The organism is Streptomyces sp. NBC_01142 (assembly GCF_026341125.1).
In the GTDB taxonomy this organism is placed as follows: Bacteria; Actinomycetota; Actinomycetes; order Streptomycetales; family Streptomycetaceae; genus Streptomyces.
Genome location: NZ_JAPEOR010000002.1, coordinates 1024325 through 1043661, shown reverse-complemented (window position 1 = coordinate 1043661; position 19337 = coordinate 1024325). Strand labels below are relative to the sequence as shown.

19 protein-coding genes and 1 riboswitch are annotated in these 19337 nt (G+C 68.0%); of the genes, 13 read left to right on the top strand and 6 right to left on the bottom strand.

Features of this window, described 5'->3' with window-relative positions:
- Positions 1 to 223 precede the first annotated feature (223 nt).
- Positions 224 to 580 carry an iron-sulfur cluster assembly accessory protein gene (locus tag OG883_RS22170; RefSeq protein WP_266549324.1) on the top strand — a complete coding sequence of 119 codons (357 nt, stop codon included), beginning with the start codon at positions 224 to 226 and terminating at the stop codon, positions 578 to 580.
- A gap of 75 nt (positions 581 to 655) precedes the next feature.
- On the opposite strand, the gene OG883_RS22165 is transcribed toward OG883_RS22170, so the two are convergent.
- Complete coding sequence (locus OG883_RS22165; RefSeq protein WP_266543524.1) at positions 656 to 2170, bottom strand: hypothetical protein; 1515 nt, start codon at positions 2168 to 2170, stop codon at positions 656 to 658.
- A 155-nt stretch (positions 2171 to 2325) separates the two neighbouring features.
- Entirely contained in the window at positions 2326 to 2550 is a 225-nt protein-coding gene (locus OG883_RS22160; RefSeq protein ID WP_266543521.1) for a hypothetical protein, read from the bottom strand.
- Between the two features lie 131 nt (positions 2551 to 2681).
- Between OG883_RS22160 and OG883_RS22155 the strand changes: the two genes are divergently transcribed.
- Positions 2682 to 3656 carry a carbohydrate kinase family protein gene (locus OG883_RS22155; RefSeq protein ID WP_266543518.1) on the top strand — a complete coding sequence of 325 codons (975 nt, stop codon included), beginning with the start codon at positions 2682 to 2684 and terminating at the stop codon, positions 3654 to 3656.
- Positions 3657 to 3798: 142 nt separating this feature from the next.
- Here the strand turns inward: OG883_RS22155 and OG883_RS22150 are convergent, their stop codons facing one another.
- A complete protein-coding gene (locus OG883_RS22150; RefSeq protein WP_266543515.1) occupies positions 3799 to 5178 on the bottom strand; it encodes a cysteine desulfurase/sulfurtransferase TusA family protein in 1380 nt (459 codons plus the stop codon).
- A 259-nt stretch (positions 5179 to 5437) separates the two neighbouring features.
- Between OG883_RS22150 and OG883_RS22145 the strand changes: the two genes are divergently transcribed.
- The 4 genes from OG883_RS22145 to OG883_RS22130 all read left to right on the top strand — a co-directional run bounded on the left by OG883_RS22145 (position 5438) and on the right by OG883_RS22130 (position 9902).
- Positions 5438 to 6397: a cytochrome c oxidase subunit II gene (locus OG883_RS22145; RefSeq protein WP_266543514.1), complete on the top strand. Its 960-nt coding sequence runs from the start codon at positions 5438 to 5440 to the stop codon at positions 6395 to 6397.
- A complete protein-coding gene (ctaD, locus tag OG883_RS22140) occupies positions 6394 to 8133 on the top strand; it encodes a cytochrome c oxidase subunit I (protein WP_266543511.1) in 1740 nt (579 codons plus the stop codon). Before OG883_RS22145 ends, ctaD begins: the two co-directional genes overlap by 4 nt.
- Positions 8130 to 8528 (top strand): cytochrome c oxidase subunit 4, encoded by a 399-nt coding sequence (locus OG883_RS22135; RefSeq protein WP_266543509.1) that lies wholly within the window; start codon positions 8130 to 8132, stop codon positions 8526 to 8528. The genes ctaD and OG883_RS22135 overlap by 4 nt, the downstream gene beginning before the upstream one ends.
- A 123-nt stretch (positions 8529 to 8651) precedes the next feature.
- The gene (locus OG883_RS22130) at positions 8652 to 9902 is read left to right on the top strand and encodes an Ig-like domain-containing protein (protein WP_266543506.1); all 1251 of its coding nucleotides are present in this window, start codon (positions 8652 to 8654) and stop codon (positions 9900 to 9902) included.
- A gap of 15 nt (positions 9903 to 9917) precedes the next feature.
- Here OG883_RS22130 and OG883_RS22125 read toward each other — a convergent pair whose 3' ends face one another.
- Complete coding sequence (locus OG883_RS22125; protein ID WP_266543504.1) at positions 9918 to 10319, bottom strand: hypothetical protein; 402 nt, start codon at positions 10317 to 10319, stop codon at positions 9918 to 9920.
- Positions 10320 to 10497: 178 nt separating this feature from the next.
- Between OG883_RS22125 and OG883_RS22120 the strand changes: the two genes are divergently transcribed.
- The 6 genes from OG883_RS22120 (at position 10498) to OG883_RS22095 (ending at position 17745) form a co-directional block, all read left to right on the top strand.
- Positions 10498 to 11118 (top strand): heme-copper oxidase subunit III, encoded by a 621-nt coding sequence (locus OG883_RS22120; protein ID WP_266543501.1) that lies wholly within the window; start codon positions 10498 to 10500, stop codon positions 11116 to 11118.
- Between the two features lie 77 nt (positions 11119 to 11195).
- A complete protein-coding gene (locus tag OG883_RS22115) occupies positions 11196 to 12005 on the top strand; it encodes a c-type cytochrome (RefSeq protein ID WP_266543498.1) in 810 nt (269 codons plus the stop codon).
- Positions 12002 to 13081 (top strand): ubiquinol-cytochrome c reductase iron-sulfur subunit, encoded by a 1080-nt coding sequence (locus OG883_RS22110; protein ID WP_266543495.1) that lies wholly within the window; start codon positions 12002 to 12004, stop codon positions 13079 to 13081. The genes OG883_RS22115 and OG883_RS22110 overlap by 4 nt, the downstream gene beginning before the upstream one ends.
- Complete coding sequence (locus OG883_RS22105; protein WP_266543491.1) at positions 13078 to 14706, top strand: cytochrome bc complex cytochrome b subunit; 1629 nt, start codon at positions 13078 to 13080, stop codon at positions 14704 to 14706. The genes OG883_RS22110 and OG883_RS22105 overlap by 4 nt, the downstream gene beginning before the upstream one ends.
- Positions 14707 to 14846: 140 nt before the next feature.
- A complete protein-coding gene (gene trpD, locus OG883_RS22100) occupies positions 14847 to 15911 on the top strand; it encodes an anthranilate phosphoribosyltransferase (RefSeq protein WP_266543487.1) in 1065 nt (354 codons plus the stop codon).
- 107 nt (positions 15912 to 16018) lie between these two features.
- Positions 16019 to 16136, top strand: a riboswitch (SAM riboswitch).
- A gap of 202 nt (positions 16137 to 16338) precedes the next feature.
- Positions 16339 to 17745, top strand: coding sequence for an aminotransferase class V-fold PLP-dependent enzyme (locus OG883_RS22095; protein WP_266543484.1), 1407 nt, complete (start codon positions 16339 to 16341; stop codon positions 17743 to 17745).
- A 199-nt stretch (positions 17746 to 17944) separates the two neighbouring features.
- On the opposite strand, the gene OG883_RS22090 is transcribed toward OG883_RS22095, so the two are convergent.
- A complete protein-coding gene (locus OG883_RS22090) occupies positions 17945 to 18226 on the bottom strand; it encodes an Lrp/AsnC family transcriptional regulator (protein WP_266543481.1) in 282 nt (93 codons plus the stop codon).
- Positions 18223 to 18945 carry a rhomboid family intramembrane serine protease gene (locus OG883_RS22085; RefSeq protein WP_266543478.1) on the bottom strand — a complete coding sequence of 241 codons (723 nt, stop codon included), beginning with the start codon at positions 18943 to 18945 and terminating at the stop codon, positions 18223 to 18225. Before OG883_RS22085 ends, OG883_RS22090 begins: the two co-directional genes overlap by 4 nt.
- A 149-nt stretch (positions 18946 to 19094) precedes the next feature.
- On the opposite strand from OG883_RS22085, the gene OG883_RS22080 reads away from it, so the two are divergent.
- On the top strand, positions 19095 to 19337 hold the full coding sequence (locus tag OG883_RS22080; protein ID WP_266543475.1) for a hypothetical protein: 243 nt from the start codon (positions 19095 to 19097) through the stop codon (positions 19335 to 19337).

Genomic DNA, 19337 nt, shown 5'->3' with positions numbered 1-19337 from the left:
CCTTCTCGTCTATTTGACGCTATCTATCATAACCGCTTCACGTCACTTTGACGATGGCCATAGTGTCGATGTGACGCACCCCCCGTTATCAGGCCAGTGCCGCCCGCCGGTCCGGTGTGCGAGCATGAAGGGGAACGAAATGTCCTCGGCCCGGAATGAATCCGCGGCCCCGCCGGTTGCAACCGTCGGCAAGCAGTCTCCGTACAACCCGGGAGAGAAGCAGATGTCCGTATCGGACGAGACCACCACCGTGAACGACGGCATCCTCCTGTCCGACGCCGCCGCGGCCAAGGTCAAGGCCCTGCTGGACCAGGAAGGCCGCGAGGATCTCGCGCTGCGCGTCGCCGTTCAGCCCGGCGGCTGCTCCGGCCTGCGTTACCAGCTGTTCTTCGACGAGCGCTCGCTCGACGGCGACGTTGTCAAGGACTTCGACGGTGTCAAGGTCATCACCGACCGCATGAGCGCCCCGTACCTGGGTGGCGCCTCCATCGACTTCGTCGACACCATCGAGAAGCAGGGCTTCACGATCGACAACCCGAACGCCACCGGCTCCTGCGCCTGCGGCGACTCCTTCAGCTGACCGGCTGAACCCGGCCGACCGAAAGGCGGCGGTCCCTTTCCGGGACCGCCGCCTTCGTCGTGTGCGCGCAGGGAGCTACTTCTTCAGCGGCACGGCCTCACCCGTGTCGGCATCCACGACCTTGCGGTCGCCCAGCGGCTTGTCCAGCGTCACCTTCTCCGTCAGCTCCTTGGCGATCATGATGCAGACCCGCTTCGGGTCCGGGTTCTTCTCGGTGATCGCGACCTTCACCCGGTCGCCGCTCTCGCTCGCCTTCGCCGCGTAGTCGCTGCACGCCCCGCCCCAGAACGTCAGGCTCAGCGTCCGTCCGTCCACGCTGTACGACGTCACGCGCCGCTCGGAAGGCGCCGCGGGATCCTCGGGCTGCCCGGTCGGCGTGATGTCCTTGGCCGGCGGGGTGGACCCCTTCAGGAACTTCGGAGCCACCGCCGGATGCGTGAGGGTGAACGGCTGGGCGCCCCGCTTCGGCTCCACCTCGAACAACCACGACGGTACGAGTGCCTGCTGACCGCCCACGTACTGTGCGGCCAGCCCGAAGACAGCCTTGTTGATCGTCAGCCGCTCCGGCGCGGCGGCCTTGCCGCTCTTCGGCTCGCACGGCGCGTCGGGCTTCTGCTCGCCCTCCAGCGGCACCGGCGTGGCGCAACCGCCGATCCCGATCGGGCCGGCGCTCTCACCCGCCTTGTTCAGCTGCTTCAGCGCCTCGTCGGCGGAGATCACGGGATACTCGTGGCTCTTCTCGGGCTTCTTCAGCTGCCCGCTGCCGCCGACCACCTGACCGTCCGCGCCGACCTGGATCCCGGTCGTCCAGCCGTAGGTGGGCAGTCCGCCGACCACCGGCTCGGCGTTCACCACCCGCACCGCGCCCATCACCTGGCGTGCGTCCAGCTTCGCGTCGCTCTGGCCCAGAGCCTTCAACACGGGGGCCGCGGCCTTCTTCGCGGCTTCCTCGCTCACCCCGGGGACCCGGTCCGACGTGTCCGTCCCACGGGCCGTGCCGGCCCCTGCCCCACGCCCGGCTGCGGCCCCGGCTCCGGACCGACAGACATCTGCCTTCTGGCAGTTGTCGCCGTGCGGCGCTGCCCCGAACCGGGCGAACGTCCAGGTGCCGGGCGCCTGCTTGTTGACCTGGAGCATGGGCCCCGTGCCGTCCTTGTCGGCCCCGATCTTCCAGGCCGTGCCGACCAGCCGCGGAGTGCCCGGGATCCCGAGCGTCTTCGCCAGCGCGATCACCTCGGCCTCGGTGACAGCGCCCTTCGTACGGTGCACGGCAGCCTTGTCCGGACCCTCGGGCAGCTTGCCTTCAGCCCGGTAGACGACACCGCCATTGGGGTCGGGCTCACCGGGCGCGATGCTGCCGGGGCCACCGCTCCCCGTGCGGCCGTCGAGGGCGAGCGGAGGCGGATTGCCGTCGCCGCGCGGTGCACCGCTCTCGGTGTCCGCGTCGCCACTGCCGCTGCCGCCGAAGCCGGCGGTCGCGAAGTACGCACCGCCACCGCCCGCGACCAGCACCGCCGCCGCCACCGAGGCGACGGCGAGCGGGGAACGCCGGCGGCGGGGGCTTTCCTGCGTGTTCTGGGTGCTGCTCACCGCATCGCTCCTTGTCTCGTGACCCCTTTTGCAGGGGGCATGAGTGGGACGGAGCGGGGGAGCGCGCGGTTCCCTTCGTGCGCCTCAGGCGCGCCTCGGTTGCGCCGCAAGGGCGTATGGAGAAAGTCCCGCCCGCTCTCTGCGGGCGGGCGGTGCTACTTCCCCGACACGCTCCAGTCGCCGTACTCGGACATCGAGTCCACCAGCCGCGCGGATGCGGCGGGTACGACGACACCATGGATGAGGGACGGTGACACGGGCGGGGGTGCGTCGGCAGCGGGGACCACCCAATGGGGTGCCATCCGCGCGCAGTCGCCGCGCAGCTGGGCCAGGCTGATGTCGGACTCTCGCGGTTCGCCCGGGGCGAAGTGCTTCGTCATATCCGCACCGTACGCACCAGGGCGTCCACGAAAAAAGCCCTACTATCGGGTAGTTTCCGCACTTCAAGGGCAGTGCTCCGACCCGGTAGCGTGAACTGTCAACGTCACCCCGCCACAGGAGTGTCCCTACCGTGCGAATCGCTGTCACCGGCTCCATCGCCACCGACCACCTCATGACCTTCCCCGGCCGCTTCGCCGACCAGCTCGTCGCGGACCAGCTGCACACGGTCTCGCTCTCCTTCCTGGTCGACAACCTCGATGTGCGCAGGGGCGGTGTCGGCGCGAACATCTGCTTCGGCATGGGTCAGCTGGGCACCGGGCCGATCCTGGTCGGTGCGGCCGGATCCGACTTCGACGAGTACCGCGCCTGGCTCGACCGCCACGGCGTGGACACCGGCTCCGTACGCATCTCCGAGGTACTGCACACCGCACGCTTCGTCTGCACGACGGACGCCGACCACAACCAGATCGGCTCGTTCTACACCGGTGCGATGAGCGAGGCCCGCCAGATCGAGCTCAAGAAGGTGGCCGACCGGGTCGGCGGCCTCGACCTCGTACTGATCGGCGCGGACGACCCCGAGGCGATGCTCCGCCACACCGAGGAGTGCAAGACCCGCTCCATCCCGTTCGCCGCGGACTTCTCGCAGCAGATCGCACGGATGAGCGGCGACGACATCCGTACCCTCCTCGACGGTGCCACCTACCTGTTCTCCAACGAGTACGAGAAGGGACTCATCGAGTCCAAGACCGGCTGGACCGACGCCGAGATCCTGGGCAAGGTCGGCCACCGCGTGACCACGCTGGGCTCGCGCGGCGTGCGCATCGAGGGTGCCGGCGAGGACCCGATCGAGGTCGGCTGTGCCGAGGAAGAGGCCAAGGTCGACCCGACCGGCGTCGGCGACGCGTTCCGCGCGGGCTTCCTCTCCGGCCTGTCCTGGGACGTGAGCCTGGAGCGCGCGGCCCAGGTCGGATGCATGCTGGCGACCCTCGTCATCGAGACCCTGGGCACCCAGGAGTACACCCTGCGCCGCGCCCACTTCATGGACCGCTTCACCAAGGCGTACGGCCACGAGGCCGCGGCGGAGGTCCGGGCGTACCTGAAGTAGCCCCCCGGGGCTCCGCCCCCGGTCCCGCGCCCCCATCGCCGGCGAGGCTGTTTCTCGGCCCGTCCGGCGATCGAGGCCGGGATCCGGGGGCCGGGGTTTGAGGGCCCGGGCCGGGGACGAAGCCCCCGCAGGGCCCGGGGCCCTACGAGACCCGCCGCACCACGTACGCCACGCCCCGCTCCGCCGGCTCCTCGCCCACGTACTCCTGGCCCCGCATCTCGCACCACGCCGGGATGTCCAGCCGTGCCGCCTCGTCGTCCGAGAGGACCGTCACCGTCCCGCCGACCGGCACGTCCCCGATCACCTTCGCGAGCTCGATCACCGGGATGGGGCACCGCTTGCCGACGGCGTCCACCACGAGTGAGTCCGCGGCGGGGGAGGAGACGACGGAGGCGGGCGCGCCCAGCCTCTCCCGGACGCCCGCGACCACCCCCGGCAGCACCTCCAGGAAGCGGTCGACGTCCTCCCCGGCCGTTCCCGGCGGCAGCGACACCCGCACATTGCCCTCGCTGAGCACACCCATCGCCCGCAGCACATGGCTCGGTGTCAGGGTGCTGCTCGTGCAGGAGGAACCGGAGGAGACGGAGAAACCCGCCCGGTCCAGCTCGTGCAGCACAGTCTCTCCGTCGACATAGAGACAGGAGAAGGTGACGAGATGGGGGAGCCGGCGCTCCGGGTCGCCCACCACCTCCACATCCGGGACCAGCTCCGGGACGCGGGTACGGATGCGGTCCACCAGGGCGCGCAGCCGTACCGCCTCGTCCGCCGCCTCCGTACGCACCGCCCGCAGTGAGGCCGCCGCGGCCACGATCGCCGGGATGTTCTCGAAACCGGCCGCCCGCCCCGACTCTCGCTCGTCGGCAGGCCCTTGAGGGGCGAAACGGACCCCCTTGCGTACGGCGAGAAGACCGACGCCCGCGGGCCCGCCCCACTTGTGCGCACTGGCCACGAGCAGCGACCAGGCGCCGTCCACCGGCCCCCAGCCCAGCGACTGCGCCGCGTCCACCAGCAGCGGCACCCCTGCCGCCCGGCACGCCTCGGCGACCTGGGTGACCGGCTGCTCGGTACCCACCTCGTGATTGGCGGACTGCAGACAGGCCAGCGCGGTGTCCTCGCGCAGGGCGGAGGCGTACGCCTCGGCGGACACGGCACCCGACCGGTCCACCGGGACCTCCGTCATGGTGCCGCCCTCACCCCGCAGGGCAGCCCCCGCGTGCAGCACCGACGAGTGTTCGACCGCGGAGGCGACCAGGTGACGCCCGACACGCCGACGGCCCGCGAGCACCCCGGAAATTCCCGAGTGAATTGCCCGGGTCCCCGAAGGAGTGAAGACGAGTTCGTCCGGACGGCACCCCACCGACTCGGCGGCCGCCTCCCGCGCCGCGTCCAACAGCAGTCTGGCGCGCCGCCCCTCGCGGTAGAGCCTGGCGGGATCGGCCCAGCCCTCGTCCAGGGCGGCCTGCAGGGCCTGGCGGGCAACCGGGTGCAGAGGGGCGGAGGATGCGGCGTCGAAGTAGGGCACACAGCCACGCTAACCCCCGACCCTGGAGGGGTCGTCAGATGCCCGCCGGAGGCTGGGATTCACCCCCGGCGCCAGGGGCAGTCCACCCCTTCGGGGTGTCGGGCGGCGCGTTGGGCACCCTCCCCGCGCGGCCCCAAATAGCGTCCAGTAGGGTTTGGTCCGCATAAACATCCAAACCCCTGCCCGCGTCAGGGCCGGCGACCGACCAGCAGACGGCCGCAGCCGGCCGCGCGGGCCGAGACTCTCGGGAAGGCGCTACGTGAGTCCCAACGGCTCCGACCGCTCGTCGCGGCGCCCGATGCGGCGGAAGCTGCCGCAGGTGCTGACTGCGGGCCTGGTCCTGGCGACCGCAACCGGTTGCACATACAAGGACTTCCCCCGCCTTGGTATGCCCACCCCGGTAACGGAAGAGGCGCCGCGGATCCTCTCCCTCTGGCAGGGCTCGTGGGCGGCAGCGCTCATCACGGGCGCGCTGGTGTGGGGTCTGATCCTGTGGAGTGTCATCTTCCACCGGCGCAGCCGCACCAAGGTGGAGGTACCTCCGCAGACCCGGTACAACATGCCCATCGAGGCCTTGTACACCGTGGTCCCTCTCATCATTGTTTCGGTGCTCTTCTACTTCACCGCGCGTGATGAGTCGAAGCTCCTCGCCCTCTCCAAGCCCGTCCACACGGTCAACGTGGTCGGCTATCAGTGGAGCTGGGGCTTCAACTACGTCGAGAACCTGGACGGCGACGCCAAGACCGGCGCCAAGGTCCCCAAGGAGCTCGACGGGGTCCCGCTCAAGTACCAGAAGGACTTCCCCGCGGGTGCGGAGGGCGTCTACGACGCGGGTATCCCCGGCACGCGGAACCCGCAGACCGGCAACCCGGGCCCGACCCTGTGGCTGCCCAAGGGCGAGAAGGTCCGGTTCATCCTGACCTCCCGGGACGTCATCCACTCCTTCTGGGTGATCCCCTTCCTGTTCAAGCAGGACGTCATCCCCGGTCACACCAACGTCTTCGAGGTGACGCCGTCCCAGGAGGGCACCTTCCTGGGCAAGTGCGCCGAGCTCTGCGGCGTCGACCATTCCCGGATGCTCTTCAACGTCAAGGTGGTCTCCCCGGAGCGCTACCAGCAGCACCTGAAGGAGCTTGCCGAGAAGGGGCAGACCGGCTTCATCCCGTCGGGCATTGAGCAGACGGACCCGGCCAGGAATGCGGAGAAGAACCAACTGTGAGCATCCTCAACGAACCTCAGGGTGCCGCCGCAGCAGCTGACGACTCGTACGAGAACGAGCTGCCGGTACGGCGCAAGGAGCCGGGAAACGTCGTCATCAAGTGGCTGACCACCACTGACCACAAGACGATCGGCACGCTCTATCTGGTCACGTCGTTCGTGTTCTTCTGCATCGGCGGCCTGATGGCGCTCTTCATGCGCGCCGAGCTGGCCCGTCCGGGTACGCAGATCATGTCGAACGAGCAGTTCAACCAGGCGTTCACGATGCACGGCACGATCATGCTGCTGATGTTCGCGACGCCGCTGTTCGCCGGATTCGCGAACTGGATCATGCCGCTGCAGATCGGCGCGCCCGACGTGGCGTTCCCGCGGCTGAACATGTTCGCGTACTGGCTGTACCTCTTCGGCTCGCTCATCGCGGTGGCCGGCTTCCTCACCCCGCAGGGTGCGGCCGACTTCGGCTGGTTCGCCTACTCCCCGCTGTCGGACGCGGTCCGCTCGCCGGGCGTCGGCGCCGACATGTGGATCATGGGTCTGGCCTTCTCCGGCTTCGGCACGATCCTCGGCTCGGTCAACTTCATCACCACGATCATCTGCATGCGCGCGCCCGGCATGACGATGTTCCGGATGCCGATCTTCACCTGGAACGTGCTGCTCACCGGTGTGCTGGTGCTGCTCGCCTTCCCGGTGCTGGCTGCCGCGCTCTTCGCGCTGGAGGCGGACCGCAAGTTCGGTGCCCACATCTTCGACGCGTCCAACGGCGGCGCGTTGCTGTGGCAACACCTCTTCTGGTTCTTCGGCCATCCAGAGGTGTACATCATCGCCCTGCCATTCTTCGGAATCGTCTCCGAAGTCATCCCGGTCTTCAGCCGCAAGCCGATGTTCGGCTACATCGGTCTGGTGGCCGCGACGATCGCGATCGCGGGTCTGTCCGTGACCGTGTGGGCGCACCACATGTACGTCACAGGCGGCGTGCTACTGCCGTTCTTCTCGTTCATGACGTTCCTCATCGCGGTGCCAACCGGTGTGAAGTTCTTCAACTGGATCGGCACGATGTGGAAGGGCTCACTGTCCTTCGAGACACCGATGCTCTGGACGATCGGATTCCTGGTCACCTTCACCTTCGGTGGTCTGACCGGCGTCATCCTGGCCTCGCCCCCGATGGACTTCCACGTCTCCGACTCGTACTTCGTCGTCGCGCACTTCCACTACGTCGTCTTCGGCACCGTGGTGTTCGCGATGTTCGCCGGCTTCCATTTCTGGTGGCCGAAGTTCACGGGCAAGATGCTGGACGAGCGGCTCGGCAAGATCACCTTCTGGACGCTGTTCATCGGCTTCCACGGCACGTTCCTGGTGCAGCACTGGCTGGGAGCGGAAGGCATGCCGCGTCGTTACGCGGACTACCTCGCCGCCGACGGCTTCACCGCGCTGAACACCATCTCCACGATCAGCTCGTTCCTGCTCGGTATGTCGGTCCTGCCGTTCTTCTACAACGTCTGGAAGACCGCCAAGTACGGCAAGAAGGTCGAGGTCGACGACCCGTGGGGCTACGGCCGTTCGCTCGAATGGGCGACGTCCTGCCCGCCGCCGCGGCACAACTTCCTCACCCTGCCGCGGATCCGTTCCGAATCCCCGGCGTTCGACCTGCACCACCCGGAGATCGCCGCTCTCGACCAGCTCGAGCACGCCGGCCACGGTGGGAGCGTCATCACTGGTGACAAGGAGGCCGGCAAGTGAAGATCCAAGGCAGGATGTTCCTCTGGCTGGGCGTCTTCATCCTCGCCGTGGCCATCCTCTACGGCGTGTGGTCGAAGGAGCCGGCCGGTACAACGGCGCTCTTCCTGGCCTTCGGCCTGAGCATCATGATCGGCTACTACCTGGCCTTCACGGCCCGGCGAGTGGACGCCATGGCCCAGGACAACAAGGAAGCCGATGTTGCCGACGAGGCCGGCGAGGTGGGGTTCTTCGCCCCGCACAGCTGGCAGCCGCTGTCGCTGGCCATCGGTGGTGCGCTCGCCTTCCTCGGCGTCGCCCTCGGCTGGTGGCTGCTGTACTTCTCGCTGCCGGTGATCCTGATCGGTCTCTTCGGCTGGGTCTTCGAGTACTACCGCGGTGAGAGCCAGAACCAGTAACACCGCCGCGTCAAGCGACACGCGCAAGGGCCCGGATCTCCCTCACTCCTGAGGGGGATCCGGGCCCCTCCGTTTGCAGTCACTCGGCGCGCCGCTGCTGACTGATCTTCATAGCGTGTGCTTATGAACCACACGCCGCGCAATCGCACCGTTGTGAGCTGCACCCTGCTGGCCGCGTTCATAGGCGCGGCCTCGACGGCGTGTGGCGATCCCGACACCCACCCGCTCGCCGCGCAGCCGTACGACGCGGCGGAACAGGTCGCCTTCAACGCGCACTCGGGCACCAAGGTGGACCCCGACAAGCCCTTGGAGGTCACGGCCAAGGGCACCGAAAGCTGGATCACCGACGTCACGGCAACCGATGACTCGGGGCACCATCTGGCGGGCGAACTCTCCGCCGACGGCGTCCGGTGGCGCTCGATCGCTCCCCTGTCGGCGGGCGTCAAGTACACCGTCAAGGTCTCCACGGAGGACGAGGACGGCTCTCCGGGCGCCAAGACGCTCACCTTCGAGACCTCGCCCGCCAAGAGGCACCTGACCGCTGAGTTCGGCCCCAAGGCGGGCACGTACGGCGTCGGGCAGCCCGTCACCGTGACGCTCAGCCACCCGGTCAAGGCCAAGGAGTCGCGGGCCGTCGTCGAGCGCGCACTGAGGGTCGAGTCCGTGCCATCGGTGGACGGCGCCTGGTACTGGGTGGACGACAAGACCCTGCACTTCCGCCCCAAGGAGTACTGGCCCACGGGCACGACCGTCCGCGCCGACATCAACCTCCAGGGCGTCAAGGTCTCCGACAAGCTCTACGGCGGCGCCTCGAAACCGCTCAAGCTCACCATCGGGGACCGGATAGAGGCGATAACCGACGCCGGATCGCACTCCATGACGGTCAAGCGCAACGGAGAAGTGATCAACACCATTCCGGTGACCACCGGCAAGCCCGGCTTCTCCACCCGGAACGGAATCAAGGTCGTGCTCGGCAAGGAGTACTTCGTACGGATGCGCGGCACCAGCATCGGCATAGCCGCAGGCAGCTCGGAGTCGTACGACCTGCCGGTCTACTACGCGACACGCGTCACCTGGAGCGGTGAGTACGTCCACGCCGCGCCGTGGTCCGTCGGCTCACAGGGCTCCGCCAACGTCAGCCACGGCTGCACGGGCATGTCCACCGGCAACGCCGCCTGGTTCTACCAGACCGTGCGCGAGGGCGACATCGTCGAGGTCGTCAACAGCTGGGGCGCCACGATGGACACCTTCGGCAACGGCTTCGGTGACTGGAACCTGTCCTGGGAAAAGTGGCGCAAGGGCAGTGCCCTGGTGGCCGACACCAGGGAAGGCAGCGACCCCACCGACGTGGCGCGACTGCGTCCCCAGGTCTGACGGCCCCGGGTGACCCTACGCCTGAACAGAGAGCCTGCGGCGCAGCAGGGCGGCCAGGGAGGCCGCGAACTCCACCGGCTCGACCGGCAGGGTCACCGCCGCCTCCGCGCGGCTCCAGGTGGCCAGCCAGGCGTCCTGCGGGCGGCCCATCAGCAGCAGCACGGGCGGGCAGTCGAAGATTTCGTCCTTGATCTGCCGGCAGACGCCCATGCCGCCGGCGGGGACGGTCTCGCCGTCGAGTACGCAGACGTCGATGCCGCCATCGTCCAGCGCCTTGAGAACGGCGGGCAGGGTCGCGCACTCCAGGAACTCGACCGGCGGTACGTCCGCGGCCGGCCTGCGACCAGCGGCCAACCGGACCTGTTCGCGCGTGTTGGCATCGTCGCTGTAGACCAGGACCGTGGCGGTCGACTGCATTGTTCCTCCGATACGACGGCGGCTTCAGCTCGGGAACCGATGGGCGGATGCTACTCCGTCCGACACCCTGTCAACAGCGGTTCGGACAGCCCTTCGATGGGCCGTTCGGGCTGGACACACCCCGCTGACACACCGAACGGCACCCCCGGGAGTGAGGGCGGGATAAGCGACCGACATAATGTCGGTCGTGGCGACAGCAACGACAGTAGAAACCGGGCACGCGCACCCGTCGGTCAATCGACCGAACCTCACCAGCGTCGGAACCATCATCTGGTTGAGTTCCGAGCTGATGTTCTTCGCGGCCCTCTTCGCGATGTACTTCACCCTGCGATCGGTGACGGGTGCCGACTTCTGGAAGTCGCAGGCGGATCACCTGAACTTCCCGTTCTCGGCGACGAACACCACGATCCTGGTGCTCTCCTCCCTCACCTGCCAGCTCGGCGTCTTCGCCGCGGAGCGGGGCGATGTGAAGAAGCTCAGAACGTGGTTCACCATCACGTTCGTGATGGGTGCGATCTTCATCGGAGGCCAGGTATTCGAATACACCGAGCTGGTCAAGGACGCGGGCCTCTCGCTCTCGTCCAACCCGTACGGCTCCGTGTTCTACCTGACCACCGGTTTCCACGGCCTGCACGTGACGGGCGGTCTCATCGCCTTCCTGCTGGTCCTCGGGAGGACCTATGCGGCCAGGAGATTCACCCACGAGCAGGCAACCGCCGCCATCGTCGTGTCCTACTACTGGCACTTCGTCGATGTCGTCTGGATCGGCCTCTTCGCCACGATCTACATGATCAAGTAACGGCGCAGGCACCCGCTGCCTGAAGCAGACACAGTCCAGAAGCATCGACGCAGAAGATCCTGACACCGGGGTAATCCGTGAAAAAGCTCTCCGCACGACGACGCCATCCGCTGGCGGCGGTCGTCGTCCTACTCCTCGCGCTGGCGGCCACTGGGGGGCTGTACGCCGCGTTCGCTCCGGCGGACAAGGCGCAGGCCGATGAAACCGCCCAGTCTCTCGCCATCCAGGAGGGCAAGAAGCTCTACACCGTCGGCTGCGCCAGCTGCCACGGATCCGGCGGCCAGGGCACCTCTGACGGCCCGAGCCTGGTCGGCGTGGGCTCTGCCGCAGTCGACTTCCAGGTCGGCACGGGCCGGATGCCGGCCCAGCAGCCCGGCGCGCAGGTCCCGAAGAAGAAGGTCATCTACTCGCAGAGTCAGATCGACCAGCTCGCGGCGTACATCGCATCGCTCGGTGCCGGCCCGATCACGCCGACCGAGAAGCAGTACAGCCCGGAGGGTGCGAACATCGCCAAGGGTGGCGACCTGTTCCGTACCAACTGCGCCCAGTGCCACAACTTCACGGGTGAGGGCGGTGCGCTGACCAACGGCAAGTACGCCCCGAGCCTTGACGGCGTGAGCGCGAAGCACCTCTACGAGGCCATGCAGACCGGCCCGCAGAACATGCCCTCCTTCCCCGACACCACCCTGCCGGAGAAGCAGAAGCAGGACATCATCAAGTACGTCCAGACCGTGAACGGCGACGAGACCGCGACCCCCGGTGGCTTCGCGCTGGGTGGCCTCGGCCCCGTCAGCGAGGGTCTGTTCGGCTGGATCTTCGGTCTGGGCTCGCTCATCGCAGTTGCCGTCTGGGTCGCGGCCCACACCGCTAAGGCCAAGAAGTCATGAGTAGCCAAGAGATTCCAGAAGAGAACCTGCCGCTCGAGCAGGACGCCGCGCACGACGCGGCAGGGCATGAGGGCACCGCCGTCGCCGAGCGCGCGGGGGACGAGCCGTTCGCCGACCCCGGGCTGCCGGCGCACAAGCCGCGCATCCAGGACATCGACGAGCGGGCCGCGAGGCGCTCCGAGCGCGCCGTGGCCTTCATGTTCACGCTGTCGATGCTGGCCACGGTCGCCTTCATCGCCTCGTTCGTGATTTTCCCGGTCGACAAGATCGTGTACATCTGGCCGCTGGGCCATGTGAGCGCGCTCAACTTCTCGCTGGGCATGACCCTCGGTCTCGCGCTCTTCTGCATCGGCGCGGGTGCGGTCCACTGGGCCCGCACCCTGATGTCCGATGTCGAGGTCGCTGACGACCGCCACGCGATCTCGGCCGAGCCCGAGGTCAAGGCCAAGGTCCTGGCGGACTTCGCGGACGGCGCCAAGGAGTCCGCGATCGGCCGTCGCAAGCTGATCCGCAACACCATGTTCGGCGCGCTGGCCATGGTGCCGCTCTCCGGTGTGGTGCTGCTGCGCGACCTGGGGCCGCTGCCCGAGGAGAAGCTCCGCAAGACCCTGTGGGCCAAGGGCAAGAAGCTCATCAACATGAACACGAATGAGCCGCTGCGTCCCGAGGACGTCGTCGTGGGCTCGCTGACCTTCGCCATGCCCGATGGCCTGGAGGAGAGCAACCACGACTTCAACAACGAGATCGCCAAGGCTGCCCTGATGATCGTCCGCATTCAGCCGGAGGACATCAAGGACAAGCAGGAGCTCGAGTGGTCCCACGACGGAATCGTGGCCTACTCCAAGATCTGCACCCATGTCGGCTGCCCGATCAGCCTGTACGAGCAGCAGACCCACCACGTGCTCTGCCCGTGCCACCAGTCCACCTTCGACCTCTCCGACGGCGCCCGCGTCATCTTCGGCCCGGCCGGTCACGCTCTTCCGCAGCTGCGGATCGGCGTGGATGACGAAGGCTTCCTCGAGGCGCTCGGCGACTTCGAAGAGCCCGTCGGTCCTGCCTTCTGGGAGCGCGGATGAGTACTGCGACCGACGACAAGAACCGCAAGGCACCCGCGGGCGAGCGGGTCGCCGACTGGGCGGACGGCCGGCTGGGGATCTACTCCCTGGCCAAGGCCAACATGCGGAAGATCTTCCCGGACCACTGGTCCTTCATGCTGGGCGAGATCTGCCTCTACAGCTTCATCATCATCATCCTCACGGGTGTGTATCTGACGCTGTTCTTCCACCCGAGCATGAACGAGATCGAGTACCACGGCCCGTACGTCCCGATGCAGGGCATCCGGATGACCGAGGCGTACGCGTCGACCCTGGACATCAGCTTCGACGTCCGCGGTGGTCTGCTGATCCGGCAGATCCACCACTGGGCCGCCATCGTCTTCCTCGCCGGCATGTTCGTGCACATGATGCGCGTCTTCTTCACGGGTGCGTTCCGCAAGCCGCGTGAGATCAACTGGATGTTCGGCTTCCTGCTGTTCGTCCTGGGCATGTTCACCGGATTCACCGGTTACTCGCTCCCTGACGACCTGCTCTCCGGTACCGGTGTGCGCTTCACCCAGGGCGCGATCCTTGCGACGCCGATCGTCGGAACGTACATCTCGTTCTTCCTGTTCGGCGGAGAGTTCCCCGGCCACGATATGGTGGCCAGGTTCTACTCGATCCACATCCTGTTGCTGCCGGGCATCATGCTCGGCCTCGTGGTGGCGCACCTGATCCTGGTCTTCTACCACAAGCACACGCAGTTCGCGGGCCCCGGCCGTACGAACAAGAACGTCGTCGGCATGCCGCTGCTGCCGGTCTACATGGCCAAGGCCGGAGGCTTCTTCTTCCTGGTCTTCGGTGTCATCTCGATCATCGCGGCGACGTTCACGATCAACCCGGTGTGGGCACTCGGCCCGTACCGTCCGGACCAGGTGTCCACCGGCGCCCAGCCCGACTGGTACATGGGCTTCGCCGAGGGTCTGATCCGTGTGATGCCGGGCTGGGAGATCAACTTCTGGGGCCACACCCTTGTGCTGGGTGTCTTCATCCCGCTGGTGGTCTTCGGTCTGGTGCTGGGCGCGATCGCGGTCTATCCGTTCATCGAGTCCTGGGTCACCGGCGACAAGCGGGAGCACCACATCCTGGACCGGCCGCGCAATGCGCCGACCCGGACCGCGCTGGGCGTCGCCTGGATCACGGCCTACGTGATCATGCTGCTCGGTGGTGGAAACGACATCTTCGCGACGCACTTCCATCTGTCGATCAACGCGATCACCTGGTTCGTCCGGATCACGTACTTCGTCGGACCGGTCCTCGCCTTCATCGTCACCAAGCGGATCTGTCTGGGTCTGCAGCGTCGCGACAGGGACAAGGTGCTGCACGGACGCGAGACCGGCATCATCAAGCGCCTCCCGCACGGTGAGTTCGTCGAGATCCACGAGCCGCTCAGCCAGGGCGACCTGTACAAGCTCACGGCGCACGAGCAGTACGAGCCGGCCGAGATCGGCCGGACGGTCGACGAGAACGGCGTCGAGCGCAAGGTGAAGCGTTCCGAGAAGCTGAGGGCCAAGCTGAGCAAGGGCTACTACGGCGAGGGAAGCCAGATCCCCAAGCCGTCCGCCGAGGAGTACAAGGAGATCACCAGTGGCGACGGCCACCACTGATCGCCTGAACTGATCGGTACATGTCGGTACTGATCGCCACAGCGAAGAGCCCCGTCCATTCGATGGACGGGGCTCTTCGCCGTCTGCGGGGCTGGATAGGGTGGACCCATCCCTATTCGGCTGTGGACCTGGAGTGGACCATGAACGTTGTGACCCCGGTTGGCGGCGACAGCGTGGCGGACCTCTCCTGGCCCGTCGTACTGAACGCCCTCCTGGAGAACCGCGACCAGAGCGCGGACGCCACCGCCTGGGCCATGGACCGCATCCTGAGCGGCGAGGCGACGAACGCCCAGATCGCGGGCTTCGTCGTCGCGCTGCGCGCCAAGGGCGAGACGGTCGAGGAGATCTCCGGTCTCGTACGGACCATGTACGCGCACGCCAACCTGATCGAGGTGCCCGGCCCCAGCGTCGACATCGTCGGCACCGGCGGCGACGGCGCCAAGACCGTCAACATCTCCACGATGTCCGCGATCGTCGTCGCCGGCACGGGCGCCAGGGTCGTCAAGCACGGCAACCGCGCCGCGTCCTCGGCCAGCGGCGCCTCCGACGTACTGGAGAAGCTGGGTGTCAATCTGGAGCTCACCCCGCAGCGGGTCGCCCAGGTTGCCGAGGAGGCGGGGATCACCTTCTGCTTCGCCGTGAAGTTCCACCCGGCCCTGCGGCATGTGGCGGCCGCCCGCAAGGAGCTGGGCATCCGCACCACGTTCAACTTCCTCGGCCCCCTCACCAACCCCGCGAAGGTGAAGGCACAGGCCACCGGAGTCGCGGACGCCCGGATGGCACCGATCCTGGCCGGGGTGCTGGCCGACCGCGGCTCCTCGGCGCTGGTCTTCCGCGGCGACGACGGCCTGGACGAGCTGACGACGACGGCGACGTCCCGGGTGTGGGTGGTGCGCGACGGAGCGGTGCGCGAGGAGGCCTTCGATCCGCGGGACATCGGCATCGACCTGGTGCCCGTGGAGGCCCTGCGGGGCGCGGACGCCTCGTTCAACGCCGATGTCGCCCGTCGGTTGCTGGCCGGCGAGACCGGGCCCGTACGGGACGCCGTACTGCTCAATTCCGCGGCGGCACTGGTCGCGCTGGAGCCGACGGACGGCACGCTGAACGAGCAGCTCGCGGCGGGGATCGCCCGAGCGGCCAAGTCGATCGACTCGGGCGCTGCCAGGACGGTGCTGGAGCGGTGGGTCGCCGTCAGCAACGCCTGACGGCGAAGGGACGTCGAAGCATGACGCAGGGCGCGGTTCACTCCTCCGTCTCAGGAACTGGACTGCGCTCTTGCGTGATGCGGGACGTATGGCAGGATGCTTCCCAAGGTCATGAGTGACAGCGATTTAGGCCCCGGCTCGCTGTCCGGCAACCCTCCGTCCGTGGCGGGGTGCCCCGGGTGAAGACCAGGCCGTAGGCAGCGAGGTCTACGGCAAGCGCGGACCCCTGCAAGCCCTGGGGTCCTGGTCCTCAAGGGAGCAGTCTCGTGAGCAAGCGAATGCGATAGGGCATCTCTGCCCCTTCTTCCACACCCTCCGTGCGGCGATCGCCGCGCCTGTGAGGCAATCCCCGTGCCGGGAGCGGCTGTTGTGCCGCCCGTGCGGGTTCTCGAAGCCATTCCGCCTTGTCCTGCCGGGAGATACCGCCATGTCCGCGTGCCCGAACGCTGTCGCCACCGCCACCGCCACCGCCACCACTGTCGTCTCCGCCGAGTCGGACCCCGCCTGTGCCGCGCCGCTCGAGGTACTGGGCCGGGACGTCACCGTCCCCCTGGTCACCGGAGGTGAAGTCACCTATGCGGCCCTCGACTACGCGGCGAGCGCCCCGGCCCTGCAGCGGGTCTGGGACGACGTGGCGGCGTACGCCCCGTACTACGGCAGCGTGCACCGCGGCGCCGGCTACCTCTCGCAGCTGTCCACCGACCTCTTCGAGAACAGCCGGACGACGGTCGCGGACTTCCTCGGCTGCCGCCCCGACGACCAGGTCGTCTTCACCCGCTCCACGACCGACTCGCTGAATCTGCTGGCGGCCGCGATCCCCGCCGGCTGCGAGGTGTTCGTCTTCGAGACCGAGCACCACGCCTCGCTGCTGCCGTGGCGCGATGCCCGGGTGACGTATCTGAACGCTCCCAGGACGCCGGCTCAGGCAGTGCAGACGCTGGAGCGCGCGCTCGCCGAGCGTGATCCGTACGGTCCCGCGCTGGTCTGTGTGACGGGTGCGTCGAATGTGACCGGTGAACTGTGGCCGGTGAAGGAGCTCGCGGCCGCCGCGCACGCCCACGGCGCGCGGATCGTGCTGGACGCGGCGCAGCTCGCGCCCCACCACCCGGTGGACATCGCCGAGTTGGACGTCGACTGGGTCGCCTTCTCCGGGCACAAGCTGTACGCGCCGTTCGGCTCCGGGGTGCTCGCGGGCCGCGCGGACTGGCTGCAGGACGCGGAGCCCTACCTCGCGGGCGGCGGCGCCTCGCGCAAGGTCGCGCGGCGCGCGGACGGCGGTGTGGACGTCGACTGGCACACCACGGCCGCCCGCCACGAGGCCGGTTCGCCGAACGTCATCGGCGTGTACTCCATCGCCTCCGCCTGCAAGGCGCTGACCGAGGCGGGCTTCGACTCGCTGGTCGCCCGCGAGCAGGCGCTGGTCGCCAAGGTCCGTGCCGGTCTGGCCGAGGTGGAACAGGTCAGGGTGCTCTCGCTGTTCGGTGACGAAGCACCGCGCGTGGGCGTCATCTCCTTCGTCGTCGAGGGCTGGAACAGCTCGCACTTCGCGGCGGCGCTCTCGGCGGAGTACGGCATCGGCGTACGGGACGGGCTCTTCTGCGCCCACCCGCTGGTGCGGACCCTGCTGGGCAGCGACCCGCAGGAGGTCGGCGAATGCGGTGCGCCGGAGGCCGAGCCGGGCGCTCTGTCGCTCAACGCGATCCGGGTCAGCTTCGGCGCCGGTACGCCCGACGAGCATGTGGAGCGTTTCGTACGGGCCGTGGGGGAACTGGTGCGCGAGGGTGCGAAGTGGAACTACCGCACGGAGGACGGCCGCTGCGTCCCGGCCGTGTGACGCCGGGCTCCGCCCGCGGAACGGAACAAGCCCGCGCCGGTGGCGCGGGCTTGTTGTTCCGCGGTGGGCCGGAACCCCCTCGCCGCCGACGGCGTCGCGCCGCGGTTCTGCGAGGGGTGCCGTGCCTCGCCCGGGGCCGGCGGTTTCACGCCGTACGGGCGCAGCCTCGGCGAGGGGCGGGCAGGGTCTGCCTCGTCCCCTACGCGTCGAGGCCGATCGCGAACGCCGCCTCGAGGTCGTGCTGGGAGTACGTACGGAAGGCGACATGCGTGTCGGTGCCCTCGACGCCCTGGATCTTGCTGATCCGGCCGGGGATGACATCCGCCAGGTCGTCGTGCTTGGCCACCCGGACCATGGCGATCAGGTCGTAGGTGCCGGTGACGGAGAAGACCTCGCTGACACTGTCCAGCGCGGCGATCGACTCGGCGATCTCGGGGATGCGGTCCACGCTGGTCTTGATGAGCACGATCGCGGTGATCACGGTTGGCTTTCTCCCTCGGTGGCCGCTGCTTGGGCTTTCACTCTAGCCGTACGCCGGAATCGTCCCCACGCGTAGAGAAAGCCGGTCCCGAACCCCACGAGATGGGCGAGATACGCGACGCCCGGACCGCTGCCCGCGCCCTGGGCCGCCAGCCACTGCAGAACGAACCAGAAGATCAGTACGGCCCAGGCGGGGAAGCGCAGCGGCAGGAAGAACAGGAACGGGAAGAGACTGGTGACCCGGGCCTTCGGGAAGAGATAGAGGAAGGCGCCGAGCACGCCCGAGATCGCTCCGGACGCGCCCACCAGGGTCTGCTCGGAATCGGCGTTGGCCGCCGCGTAGGCGAGCAGCGCGAGATAGCCGCAGCCCAGAGAGAAGAGGGCGAACTGCAGCTGTCCCATGCGCTCCTCGGCCATCGCCCCGAAGACGTACAGAAAGAGCATGTTGCCCAGCAGGTGCAGCCAGTTGCCGTGGACGAAGAGAGCGGTGAGGGGGGTGAGGAGTGCGCGCGGGGAGCTGTTCATCAGTTCGGCGGGGATCACGCCCCACCGCTCGAAGTACGCACTCTGCGCGGCGAGCAGTGCGTCGGTGGTCCCGTACACCGGGTTCAGGCCCGAGATCGGGCTGATGACGAACACCGCACAGCAGACGGCGATCGCGCCGTATGTCACCGCGGGCCCTGTGACCGCGCCCCGGACCGCACCCCACCACCTGATCATGGACAGAGCATGGCGTAGTGGGACTGAACGGTACAGAGCGCCTCGCCGCGCCATGCGGTACCCGCAAGGCCGTAGGGTTGCAGGCAGTACATCCGCAGTTCGACGGCGCACAGCGGTCCCCGCATGGCACGACGAAAGAGGACGGCACGATGACGACGGTTCCCTCGCCGACCGCCGAGACCCGCTGGCGCTGCACGCTGTGCGGCAACCTCACCCGCTTCGATGTCACACGCTCGTCCAAGGTCGTCGAATACGTCCATCTGGACCTGGCCGGAGAGCCCAAGGTCGAGGAGCGCGAGGTGGTCAGTGAGACCATCGAGTCGGTGCGCTGCCGTTGGTGCAATGCGGTGGACCAGATCGAGCTGGTGGACAGGCCGGGCGCCGGTTCCTGA